At 65.0% G+C, this 13,391-nt stretch carries 3 protein-coding genes; all 3 read left to right on the top strand.

Features of this window, described 5'->3' with window-relative positions; genetic code table 11:
* Window positions 1–215: 215 nt before the first annotated feature.
* Window positions 216–2,093: an ATP-binding protein gene (locus CQR48_RS07495; protein ID WP_101452484.1), complete on the top strand. Its 1,878-nt coding sequence runs from the start codon at window positions 216–218 to the stop codon at window positions 2,091–2,093.
* Window positions 2,090–3,718 (top strand): acyl-CoA carboxylase subunit beta, encoded by a 1,629-nt coding sequence (locus CQR48_RS07490; RefSeq protein ID WP_205827625.1) that lies wholly within the window; start codon window positions 2,090–2,092, stop codon window positions 3,716–3,718. Before CQR48_RS07495 ends, CQR48_RS07490 begins: the two co-directional genes overlap by 4 nt.
* A gap of 83 nt (window positions 3,719–3,801) precedes the next feature.
* Window positions 3,802–13,206, top strand: a complete 9,405-nt coding sequence (locus CQR48_RS07485; RefSeq protein WP_101452483.1) for a type I polyketide synthase — start codon at window positions 3,802–3,804, stop codon at window positions 13,204–13,206.
* The last annotated feature ends 185 nt before the right edge of the window (window positions 13,207–13,391 follow it).

Genomic DNA, 13,391 nt, shown 5'->3' with positions numbered 1-13,391 from the left:
AGGGGCGTGCTGGCCATCATTCTATGGACCCGATTACGCCCGCCAATGTCGCAGATGTGTCCGGCCGGTTGCGACGAAAGCGCTCAATGGCGGAATACCGCCGAAAATCGCAAGCCAGCTTACGGTGACGTTTGTGGAGGGTTACAAAAAGATTGCCGATTCTTTGTCGTCCATGCCCCCGTCGGGCGCAAGTCTCGCGGCATAGGTTGGAACGTATGGTCAATAATGTCAGCAAACTTCTGGTGGCGAACCGCGGCGAAATCGCGCTGCGCGTCGTGCGCACCGCCCGCGAGATGGGCATCCGTACGGTCGCCGTGTACGCCGAACAGGATCGCGACGAACAATATGTGGATATGGCGGACGAAGCCTACCTGCTGCCCGGCGACACCTACCGCGACACGTATCTCAACGAGGACCTGCTGGTCGGCATTCTGCACAGGAGCGGTGCCGACGCGGTGCACCCCGGTTATGGGTTCCTTTCCGAGGTGCCGTCATTCGCGACCAAGGTCCGCGAGGCGGGTGCCGTCTGGGTGGGCCCCGATCCCAAGGCCCTGGTCGATCTGGGCGACAAGATCACCGCCCGCCGGGTCGCCGCCCGCGCGAAGGTCCCGCCCGTCCCCGGTATTTCCGAGCCGGTCAAGGATATGCGTGAGCTGCTTGATTTCGCGCAGACGCACGGCTATCCGATCATGATGAAACGCACGGACGGTGGTGGTGGCCGCGGTATCACCATCGTGCACAACGACGACGAGCTGCGCAGCTTCTACTTAAGCCATGATGCGCTCCAGGGCGGGGATTTGGACGAGTATTTCGTCGAACGGTTCATCGACAAGGCGCGGCATGTGGAAACCCAGTGCGGGCGTGACAGCCACGGCGATTTCGTCGTGTATTCGACGCGCGACTGCTCGGTGCAGCGGCGCAACCAGAAACTCATCGAGGAGGCCCCGGCCCCCTTCATGCCGCCGAAAGCGCTTGAAGCGCTGGAACGCTACTCGCGCGGCCTGTTTGAGGCGGTAGATTATGTGGGGCTCGGCACCTGCGAGTTCATGCTCACCGAACAGGGCAAAGTGTATTTCCTGGAAGTCAACCCGCGTCTGCAGGTCGAGCATACGGTCAGCGAACAGGTGTGCGGGCTTGATCTGGTGCGTGAACAATTGACGATTGCCGCCGGCGGGCACCTGACCCGCCCGGAGAGCATCCGCGGCCACAGCTTCGAGCTGCGCATCACCTGCGAGGACCCCGCGACGAACCTGACGCCGAGCTCCGGCACACTCACCGGGCTGCAATGGCCGGCCGGACCGGGGATTCGCGTGGATTCCGGGGTTAAGGCGGGAGACACGATTTCGCCGAAGTTCGATTCTCTGATGGGCAAGCTCGTCGTCACCGCGCAGGACCGCGCGACTGCGGTTGCCCGTGTGCGTCGCGCCCTCGGCGAGCTACGTATCGAAGGCGTGCCGTCGCCGGCGAGCCTGTTCGAGCAGATTTTCAATGATCCTGAATTCACCGCCGAACAGCATCCGTTCAGCGTGTCCACCAAATGGCTGGAACGTAAGTATCTCAACCGCGAACCCGCGGCCGCAGGTGCCGGACAGCCCGCATCCGTGGCCGTAGGGGCCGGGGAGAAGGCTGCTGCCAGCGATTCCTTCGTCATCGAAGTCAATGATAAGCGCGTCAAACTCACTGTCCCCCAGACGATTGTCGACGGGCTGACAGGTGCCGCCCGCGCACGGTCCGCGCGACGCGCCACCCAGCCGTTGCGCGGTCAAGGATTGCATGATATCGGCAAGCCGAAGGTGGATGACGGCGCGAAAGGCGGCATCATCTCCTCGCCGATGCAGGCGATCGTCACCCGTGTCAACGTGGCGGAAGGCCAGAGCGTCTCCAAGGGCGACCTGTTGGTCGTGCTCGAATCCATGAAGATGGAGAACTACGTGTACGCGCCGGTCAACGGTACGGTCAAGAAGATCTGCGTCGGCCCGGCGGATGGTGTCGAAGGCGGGCAGACGCTTGTCGAGCTTGACATCCACGACGCCGAAGGCACACAGGCATCCGGGACATCGACGGACAAGGATGCGGAAGGAGACCGGCAATGAGCAGCACACTGACCGCAGCGCAGACAACCACGGCGCCGGCGGACTCCACGACACTTGTGGACTCCACGGCGCATGACGTGACTCAGCCGATCCGCCCCGCTGTGGGACGGGCCGCCGAACTCGCGCGTGCCGCCGAGGAGCACGCCCGCGAACGCCAGCATGCCAAAGGCAAAGGCACGGCCCGCGAACGCCTCGACCTGTTGTTCGACGCCGACAGCTTCCAGGAAATCGGCCGTTTCATCGGCGGCGACATCAACAAGGGGGTTGCCGGTTCGGCCGTCATCACCGGGTTCGGCAAAGTGTACGGGCGCACGGTCGCCGTGTATGCGCAGGACTTCTCGGTGCGCGGCGGCACGCTCGGCGTGGCTGAAGGAGAGAAGATCTGCCACCTCATGGATATGGCCATCAGCCTCAAAGTGCCGATTGTCGCATTGATCGACTCCGGCGGCGCGCGTATTCAGGAAGGTGTCGCGGCGCTCAGCCAATACGGGCGGATTTTCAAGAAGACCTGCGAGGCGAGCGGTTTTGTCCCGCAGATCTCCATCATCCTCGGCCCATGCGCGGGCGGCGCCGTGTACTGCCCGGCGTTGACCGACCTGATCATCATGACGCGTGAGAACTCCGACATGTTCGTCACCGGGCCGAACGTCGTCAAGGCGTCCACCGGCGAGACGATCAGCATGGCGGATCTGGGCGGCGGCTACGTGCACAACGTGGTCTCCGGCGTCGCGCATTATCTCGGCGAAGACGAGGCTGACGCGATTGACTACGCACGTACGGTGCTCGCATACCTGCCGTCGAACTGCCAGTGTGAGCCGCCGGTATTCGCCTACGCGTCCACGCACGCCGACCAGGCGGCAGCCTCGCGCGTCGCCTCCATCGTGCCGGATAATGATCGTCAGCCCTACGACATGCTCGATGTCATCCACGGCATCGTCGATTATGGCGAATTCGTCCAAGTGCAGGAACTGTACGCGAAATCCGCGGTCGTCGGCTTCGCCTGCATCGAAGGCCACCCGGTCGGTGTGGTCGCCAACCAGCCGAATGTGCTCGCCGGCATCCTCGACGTGGAATCTTCTGAGAAAGTCGCGCGTTTCGTGCGCTTGTGCGACGCGTTCAACCTGCCGGTCATCACCCTCGTGGACACCCCCGGATACAAGCCGGGCAGCGACCAGGAGCATGCGGGCATCATCCGCCGCGGCGCGAAAGTGATTTACGCGTATGCGAACGCGCAGGTGCCGATGGTGACGGTGATCCTGCGCAAGGCCTTCGGCGGCGCCTACATCGTCATGGGTTCCAAGGCGATTGGCGCGGACGTTAACCTCGCTTGGCCGTCCAGCCAGATCGCGGTGCTCGGCGCCCAAGGCGCGGTCAACATCATTCATCGCAAGGATCTGCAGAAAGCCAAGGAACGCGGGCAGGACGTGGAAGCGCTGCGTGCGAAGTACGTGGCCGACTATGAGGCTACGACCGTCAACGCGAATCTTGCGATGGAAACCGGGCAGATTGACGCGATGATCGACCCCGAGCAGACAAGGGAGGCAATCGCCGGAGCCCTGCGCACACTCGCCGGCAAACGCCGCCACCGGCCGGTCGACAAGCATCACGGCAACCAGCCGATGTAAGCGCTTCCGGCAATGCTTCCGACAATGTCAACCACACCAATCAACAACACACGAATCGAATGGAAACCAGCAAAGGAACAATGATGACCAGTACCACACCTTTCTTGTCCAGGCTTGTTAACGAGCCGCACGCCGTGGTGTTCGGCGGGCAATCCACCCCGTGGACCGCAGCGCTCGCCGATGCGATGGACGACCCGCCCCTAGCCGCGGATCTGCATGCCCAGGTGCTCGCCGCCGACCGCCTGCTGACCCCGGTGGCCGCCGACCTGCTCGCGGTGACCGGACACCCGACCGACATCTTCGGATTCAAGCCGTCCGGTGCCTCGCTCGGAGCCGCAGCGGATGCGTCCGTGAGCGTCGAAGGCATCGCGCTCACCCAGCTCGCAGCGATTATCGACGCCGTGCATCTGGGGTACAACCCCGCTTCGAAGCCGGTGGCGCTGCTCGGGCATTCGCAGGGCATCATTGGCGTGCATATGGCCCGCGAACTGCAGCATGCCGGCTCGCTCGAAGCCGCGCAGGAGCCGATTGAGGAAATCCTCGCCGTGGCCCGACTGATCGGCGTCGCCGGCACCCGTCAGGCGCGGCTGCTCGGCCTGCATGCCAAACTCGAAGGCGCAACCCCGATGCTGTCAGTCAAGGGCGCCAACCGCGAGCAGACCGAAACCCTGATTGCGCGCGTCCCCGCCACCCGTGGACCGATCTCCATCGCCGTCGAAAACGCCCCCGACCATCAGGTTCTGTCTGGCTATCCGGAGGATCTGGCGCTCTTCGCGCTCGCCGCGGGCAAGGAACACCGCAAGCAGGCGCGTCTGCGCGAGCAGAAGGTGCGCGGCGGCTCGGTGTTCGACCCGACGCTCGAATACCTTGACGTGACGCTGCCGTTCCATTCTCCGCTGATGGCCGATGCCGTCAATCAGACGGTCGTCTGGGCGCAGGCGTGCGGTTTCGATGGGCTGCGCGCTCGCGAACTCGCCGAGGAAGTGCTTATCAACCATGTGGATTGGACAGGCCGCGTGCACAAGCTGCTTGAGTCCACGGATCCGTCCGCATTGTGGATTGTCGATATGGGCCCGGGCACCACGGCTGGCAAGCTGGTCGCCGCACTCGCCCAAGGCAGCGGCGCCGGTGTGGTCGAGGCGGCAAGCACCGCCGACCGCGCCGCGCTGTCCACGCTGACGGGCGACCCCGAACGCCTGCAGAATTGGAAGGCGTACCGTCCGCGCGTCATCCACACGCCCGCCGGTGACCGGATTGCCACGAAATTCAGCGAACTGACCGGCAAACCGCCGATCCTGCTGGCCGGCATGACCCCGACCACCGTGGACCCGCAGATTGTCGCGGCCGCGGCGAACGCCGGATACTGGGCCGAACTCGCCGGCGGCGGCCAGGTGACCGCCGAAGTGCTTGACCGGCATCTGACCGAGCTCGAGGACGAACTCGAAGAAGGCCGCACGGTCGAATTCAATGCGATGTTCATGGACCGCTACCTGTGGAACCTCCAGTTCGGCACGCAGCGTCTGGTGCCGAAGAAACGCGCGTCCGGCGCCCCAATCGACGGCGTCGTTGTCTCCGCCGGCATCCCGGAGTTCGACGAAGCCAAGCAGCTCATTGCCGCCCTGCGTGCCGACGGTCTGCCGTATGTGGCGTTCAAGCCGGGCACGGTCGACCAAATCCGCCAGGTGGTGCGTATCGCCAAGGCGGTCGCTCCGGTCACCATCATCGCCGAGGTCGAAGGCGGTTCCGCCGGCGGCCACCATTCTTGGGAATCGTTGGACGACCTGCTGCTCAACACCTATGCCGACGTGCGTGGATGCGAGAACCTCGTGCTGGTCGCCGGCGGCGGCATTGGCACGCCGCAACGCGCCGCGGACTACATCTCTGGCCAATGGTCCCGCGCTTACGGGGAGCCCGATATGCCGGTGGACGGCGTGCTTGTCGGCACCGCCGTCATGACCGCCAAGGAGGCGCACACCAGCCCGCAAGTCAAGCGCATGCTCGTCGAAACCCCCGGCATCACGCTCGAACAGGGTGGTGACGACCCGTTCGCCCCGCGCGGCGAACGCTGGGTGCCGTCCGGCAAGGTGGTCGGCGGGGTGAGCTCCGGCTTGAGCCATCTGCACGCCGATATCTACGAATTGGAGAATTCGTCCGCGCGCTGCGGCCGTCTGCTGGTCGAGATGATGAAGCACCCCGAGCAGATTGAGCCTCGCCGCGCCGAAATCATCGACGCGCTCGACAAGACCGCGAAACCGTATTTCGGTGACGTTGCCTCGATGACCTACCGCCAGTGGGCACAGCGTTTCGCCGACCTGTCCTTCCCGTGGGCAGACCCGACCTATGCGGACCGCTATCTGCACCTGTTGCAGCGCATCGAGGCCCGCGTGCGCGACCAGGAATCCGGTGAATTCACGCCGTTGTTCGCGGTGCGCGCCGACGTGGAATCCGACCCGCAGCAGGCGCTGAACCGGCTGGGGGAGCACTACCCGCAGATCGACACGCTTGAGGTCGAGCCGACCGACGCCGCATGGTTCATCACCTTGGTCAACGAATACCCCAAGCCAATGCCGTTCGTCCCGGTGATCGACAACGACCTGCTGCGTTGGTGGGGACGCGACCAGCTGTGGCAGTCCGAGGATCCGCGCTACAGTGCGGACGCCGTGCGCATCATTCCCGGCCCGATTTCGGTTGCCGGCATTACGACCGTCGACGAACCGGTGGCTGATATTCTTGGCCGCTTCGAACACGCCGCGCTGGAACGCACCCAAGCCCAGGCCGCGCAGGCGGACGAACCGGCTGTGGACGCGCTCGGCACGCTCGCCGGAGCCACCGACGTGCAGGCCTATGTGCGCAGCTGCCCGAATATCTCTTGGATCGGCCATGTGACCAGCAATCCCGCGTACGGCACGGCTACGGACGACGCGAACTACCGCATCGAACAGGTCGGCACGGATGGCGACAAGACCCTGCTCGACCTTGACATCCATCTCGACACCTTCTGGGACAAGGATCCCGACGGCGGGCTCGGCAAGCATGCGGTGCGCGACATCGTGATTCCGCTCATCGTGGGCGGCGCGGATTGCGGCCGTCTGCCGGTCGTTGACCGCGATCGCCTGCCCGAGCACGTGTACGCGATGCTCGCCGCGGTCGCCGGCATTGGTAACACCGCAATCACCGGTGACAGGCTCGTCGCGATGCCTGAAATCATGCCATCGGATGACACTGAGCGCTACCCCTTCGGCCTGGCACATGCGCAGTACACGCTGTCCGCGAATCTCGGCGTTGACCATGAGGCTGCGACCGCCGGAATCCTGCCGGAAGGCCTCAACGCCTCGCGTATCGCCCCCGACGCGCTGGTCGGACCAGCGTGGCCGGCGATTTACGCGGCACTCGGTTCGGTGAGCGTCGACGGCTATCCGGTTATCGAAGGCCTACTCAACGCAGTCCATCTCGACCATCTCATCGAACTGCAAGTGCCTGAACGCGAGCTGCTGCGCCATACCGGCGAGCAGGTGAGCCTGACCAGCTGGGCAGACCCGTACGCCGAATCCGCCTCCGGCCGCGTGGTTACCATCCATGTGACGCATACCGCCGCCGATGGCACGGTGCTTGCGCATGAGACCGAGCGCTTCGCGATCCGCGGCCGCGCCTACAGCGACGAGCTGCCTATCGAAGCCCCCGATTATGGCGAATATCTCACTTATCGGGACAATCCGTCTCACAACCCGAACGAGGATGACGCCAAAGAACAGGCTGGCGAACTCACCGAGCCGACCCCGCGTCGTTTGCTGCGCCGCGTCACTGTCCGCGCTCCGCACGAGATGACCGCTTTCGCCCGTACTTCCGGCGATTTCAACCCGATTCACACTTCCGTGCGCGGCGCCGCAATCAGCGGCCTCGACGCCCCACTCGTGCATGGCATGTGGCTGTCCGCCACCGCCCAGCATGTGGTGCAGGCGGCAGATGACAAGGGCATGCACTACGAAATCGCCGGCTGGACTTACAACATGTACGGCATGGTCCAACTGGACGACCAGGTGGAAATCACCGTCGAACGCGTCGGCCATATCCGTCATGGCGGCCTGCTGCTCGAAGTGACCTGCCGCATCGACGGCCAGCTCGTCTCGCGCGGCACCGCCGCAACCCGCCCGCCGGTGTCCGCCTTCGTCTACCCGGGCCAGGGCATCCAGAAGCAGGGCATGGTCCTGGACGAACGCGCGAAATCCCCGGCTGCCCGCAAGGTGTGGGAGCGCGCCGACGCCTTGACCCGCAGCAAGCTCGGATTCTCGATCCTCGCCGTCGTGCGTGACAACCCGAAGGAACTCACCGCCAACGGCGTCACCTACCGGCACCCCGACGGGCTGCTCAACCTCACCCAGTTCACGCAGGTCGCGCTCGCCACGGTCGCGTTCGCCCAGACTGCACGCCTGCGCGAAGCCGGCTGCGACCTGTGGCCGTCCTACTTCGCTGGCCATTCGCTCGGCGAGTACAACGCGCTGAGCTCCTTCGCCGGTATCATTCCGCTGGAGACCGTGCTCGAGCTCGTGTTCCACCGCGGCTCCACCATGCATCATCTCATCGAACGCGACGAACAGGGGCGTTCCAACTACCGGATGGGCGCGCTGCGGCCGAACCAGTTCGGCGTCGGCGATGACGGCGTCGAAGAGTACGTCGAGAGCATCGCCAAGCAGTCCGGCGAGTTCCTGCAGATAGTCAACTACAACCTCGCCGGCCAGCAGTACGCGATTGCCGGTACGATTGCCGGACTCAAGGCTTTGAAGGCGGATGCCGCCCGCCGCGTGGCGGAATACGGTGGCAAACCGGCCTTCATGCTCGTGCCCGGCATCGACGTGCCGTTCCATTCGAGGCTGCTGCGCAAGGGCGTGCCCGAATTCCGCGACAAGCTGGACGCGCTGCTGCCGCAGTACATCGATTACCAGCGTCTGGTCGGCCGGTACATCCCGAACCTTGTGGCAGTGCCGTTCGAGATGACGCGTGATTTCGCGCGCAAGATCCTCGACGTCGTGCCGTCCGAACGCATCAAGGCTGCGCTCGACGACCCGAAGGTGTGGGATTCTTACGCAGCTGACGAGCAGAAGCTCGGCAGACTGCTGCTCACCGAGCTGCTGTCTTGGCAGTTCGCCAGCCCGGTGCGTTGGATTGAGACGCAGGACCTCATGTTCCGCGCTACTGCGCATGACGGGCTCGGCGTTGAGGAATACGTCGAGGTCGGTCTGGGCAACGCCCCGACGCTCGCAAACCTCGGCACGAAGACCCTGCGCCTGCCGCAGTACACCGGCCGCCATGTGACCGTGTACAACGTGGGGCGTGATGAGGGTCGCATCTACATGACCGACACTGATCCGCTCGTCGAAACCGACACTGAGGAGGACAGCGCCGCTCCGGTGACCGCCCCGGCTGCTCCGGCAGCGCAAGCCGCCGCTCCTGCCGCTCCTGCTGCTGTTGCGCCCGCCCCGGCTCCTGCGGCCCCTGCCGCCGCATCCGGCGAACGCCCAGCTGATCTGCCATTCCGTGCCTCCGACGCAATCGCCGCGCTGCTCGCCTACGCGGGCAAGATCCGCCCCGACCAGATCGGCGACAACGACACGACCGACACGCTCACCAACGGCGTCTCCTCGCGCCGCAACCAGCTGCTTATGGATATCAGCTCCGAACTCGGCGTGGCCAGCGTCGATGGCGCCGCCGAAGCGCCGGTCTCCGCGCTGAGCAAGCTGGTTGACAAGGTCGCCCCGAATTACAAGCCCTTCGGCCAGGTCTTTGGCGATATCGTGCGCGACCGCATCCGCCATCTGTTCGGTGCGGCCGGCATCAAGCAGGCCCAGGTAGAACAGCGGGTGACCGATACGTGGCATCTCAGCGAAGGCTGGGCATCCCATGTGTTCGTCGCGCTCGTGCTCGGCACGCGTGACGGGGCGTCCTCGCGTGGCGGGGATCTGGCGACGCTCGGTACCGAAGCCGCCCAGAACCAAGCCGCCGCCAATGCGCTTATCGATGCCGCTGTCCAGCAGGTGGCCGCAAGCCGCAATATCACGGTCGCGCTGCCGTCCGCTTCCGGCGCCGCCTCGGGTGCGGTGGTCGATTCCGCCGCGCTTGACGCCTTCGCCCAGCAGGTCACCGGTTCCGCTGGCGTGCTCGCCTCCACCGCCCGTTACGTGCTCGACCGGCTCGGCCTGAACACCCCGGCTGCCCAGCCTGAAGATGACGACGATGAGGCGGTTGTCCAAACCGTCGCCGCGGAACTCGGCGCTGATTGGCCCAAGCAGGTCGAACCGCGCTTCGACGCCCGCAAGGCTATAGAATTCGACGACCGCTGGGCTTCTGCCCGCGAAGATCTCGCCCGCTTGTACTACAACGACGACCGGTCGGTCGCGGAGCTGGACTTCACCGGTGCCGGCGACGCGGTCTGCAAGCAGGCCAAGTGGTTCGCCGCCAAGGCCGAGCAAGAGAATCGCCGCGACCTCGCCGCGATCTTCGGCACCATCGCCACCCAGGCGCTTGCTGACCCGAAGGCAGACCCTGCGGCATCCCGCTTCGCCGGTGATATCGCCGTCGTCACGGGCGTCGCCCCGCGCTCCATCGCCGCCCAGGTCGTGTGCGGCCTGCTGGCCGGGGGCGCGACCGTCGTCGCCACCTCGCACAGCTTCAAGCCGTCCGTCAAGCAGTGGGCGAAGCAAGCGTACCGCACGCATGCCGCCACGGGAGCCCGTCTGTGGCTTGTTCCCGCGAACTTGTCCAGCTACCGTGATGTCGACGCGTTGGTTGATTGGGTCGGCCACGAGCAGAAGAAGACCTCTGGAGCCACGACCACGGTGATCAAGCCCGCGTACGAGCCCACGTTGTTCTTCCCGTTCGCCGCTCCGCCGGTTCACGGCACCATGGCAGACTCTGGTGAACTGTTCGAATCGCAGGCACGACTCATGCTGTGGGGCGTGGAACGCGCAATCACCGGATTCGCGGCCATCGGCTCGGACACCGACGTGCAGCACCGGCTCCACGTGATCCTGCCCGGCTCCCCGAACCGCGGTATTTTCGGCGGCGACGGCGCTTACGGCGAAGTCAAGAGCGCTTTCGATGCGATCGTCAACCGTGCACACGCCGAACGCGTATGGTCCGGCCGTGTCACCTTCGCCCATCCGAAGATTGGCTGGGTGCGGGGAACCGGCCTGATGGGCGGCAACGACCCGCTCGTCGAGGTGGTCGAACGCCACGGGCTGAAGACCTACTCGACCGCGCAGATCGCCGTCAAACTGCTCGACCTGTCCACGAAGGAAGCCCGCGAACAAGCCAAGAAGGCGCCGCTCGACGTGGATCTGACCGGTGGCCTGGGCAGTGAGCCCATCGATATCAGCGCCCTGCGCCGCGAGGCCATGGAAGACGCGAAACGCGCCGAATCGCAAGCTGCCGACGACTCCAAGGGCACGGCAGCTGCCCCTGCGGCCGCCATCAAGGCCCTTCCGACGCCGCGCGTGCCCCGCCAGCCCGACATTGATTTGAAGGATTGGACCAACGTCACCGCGCGCCCTGAAGATGAGATCGTGATCGTCTCCGTCGGTGAACTCGGCCCGTGGGGCTCCGGACGTACCCGCGCCCAGGCGGAGCTCGGCATCCACTCTGACGGCAGCATTGACTTGTCCGCGGGCGCTGTGCTCGAACTCGCGTGGAATATGGGCCTGCTCACGTGGCAGGACAGCCCGAAAGCCGGCTGGTATGACACTGACGGCAACCTGGTCCCCGAGGAAGATATCGCCGAGCGCTACCATGACGAAGTCGTGGCGCGAAGCGGCATCAGGCCTTTCGAGGACGGCATGGGCTCCAACTATCTGCGTGACGGCGAAACTGGCGGCAACGACGAGGAGGAGGCTGAGATCTTCCTCGACCACGACGTCGAATTCTCCGTGCCCACCGAGGACATGGCCCGTGAATACGTCAAGCTTGACGAAGCGCACACCAGCATCCGCGAGGATACCGAAGCCGGAGAATGGGTGGTCACCCGCCATGCCGGCTCGATGATCCGTGTGCCTCGCCGCGCAGCGATGACCCGCACGGTCGGCGGCCAGTTCCCGAAGGGCTTCGACCCGCTCAAGTGGGGCATCCCCGCTTCGATGGTCGGCGCTGTCGACCCGATTGCCCTGTGGAACATCGTCACCACGGTGGACGCCTACCTGTCCGCGGGCTTCACCCCGACGGAGATCTTGCAGGCCGTGCACCCCTCCATGGTCGCGGACACACAAGGTACCGGCTTCGGCGGCATGCAATCGATGCGCAAGCTGTACCTTGACCGCTTCCTCAACCATGAGATCCCGACCGACATCCTCCAAGAGGCGCTGCCCAACGTGGTCGCCGCCCATGTGATGCAGTCGTATATCGGCGGATACGGCAATATCATCCAGCCGGTCTCCGCCTGCGCGACCGCCGCGGTCTCCGTCGAAGAGGGCGCTGACAAGATTGCCCTCGGCAAGGCCGATTTCGTGGTCGCCGGCGCAATCGACGACATCGGCGTCGAATCCGTCATCGGTTTCGGCAACATGAACGCCACCGCCAACGCCCAGGAAATGTACGCCAAAGGCATCGACGCACGCTTCTTCTCCCGCGCGAACGACCGTCGTCGCGGCGGCTTCGTCGAATCGCAGGGCGGCGGCACGATTCTGCTGACGCGCGGCGATATCGCGTTGAAGCTCGGTCTGCCGGTCGCGGGCGTCGTCGGATTCATCCACTCCTATGCGGATGGCGCGCACACCTCGATCCCGGCTCCGGGTCTGGGGGCGCTCGCCGCCGGCATGGGCGGCCGCGATTCCAAGCTGGTGCATGATTTGGCGCGGCTCGGTGTCACCCCGGACGATATCGCCGTGGTCTCCAAACATGACACGTCCACGAACGCGAACGACCCGAACGAGTCCGAGCTGCACAACACGCTCGCGCACGCCATCGGCCGCACCGAAGGCAATCCGCTGCTGGTCATCTCCCAGAAGAGCTTGACGGGCCACGCGAAGGGCGGCGCCTGCGTGTTCCAGATCAACGGTCTGACCCAGCTGTTCCGCACGGGCATCGTTCCGGCGAACGCTGCGCTCGACTGCGTCGATCCGAAGCTCAAGCGCGACGATTTCATGGTCTGGCCGACCAGCCCGATCAAGGTCGGTCCGGTTAAGGCGGGATTGGCGACATCCCTCGGCTTCGGTCATGTCGGCGGTTTCGTGGCGATTGTCAGCCCCGGTGCCTTCGAGGCCGCGGTCGCGCACACCGCGGGCGATGAGGCGCTCCAAGCGTGGCGCAAGCGCGCGAACAGCCGTCTGGACGCCGGTCACCGTCGTCTGGAAGAAGGCATGATGGGCCATGCCGCGCTCTACGAGCCCATCGACGAGCGTCACTTCCACAAGGACGGCCACGGCTATGACGCGCATGAAGTCGAGAAGGCCATGCTGCTCGATCCGAACGCCCGTCTGGGGACCGACGGATACTACGAGGTCTGACCTACGCATGAGGCCGGATTGTCTGGACTGTCCAGATTGTCTGGATGGTTCGGATTGTCCTGACAGTCCGGCCTGTCCGGCGCGTTGATTCCTGCTGCGTCCGCCGGCACTGAGCGATTCCTCAGCGTCGGCGGACGCAGCACGCGTTTTATCCCCATGAAACGGTCAGCAGCGACTGCGATGAT

The organism is Bifidobacterium thermophilum (genome assembly GCF_002846655.1).
GTDB lineage: Bacteria > Actinomycetota > Actinomycetes > Actinomycetales > Bifidobacteriaceae > Bifidobacterium > Bifidobacterium thermophilum.
Note: the sequence above shows the minus strand (reverse complement) of the source record. Positions and strands in the feature narration are given on the sequence as shown.

Bases quoted from the DNA above. Each gene is read 5' to 3' on its own strand.
- CQR48_RS07490 (WP_205827625.1), top strand. From the start codon at position 2,090: ATGAGCAGCACACTGACCGCAGCGCAGACAACCACGGCGCCGGCGGAC.
- CQR48_RS07495 (WP_101452484.1), top strand. From the start codon at position 216: ATGGTCAATAATGTCAGCAAACTTCTGGTGGCGAACCGCGGCGAAATC.
- CQR48_RS07485 (WP_101452483.1), top strand. From the start codon at position 3,802: ATGACCAGTACCACACCTTTCTTGTCCAGGCTTGTTAACGAGCCGCAC.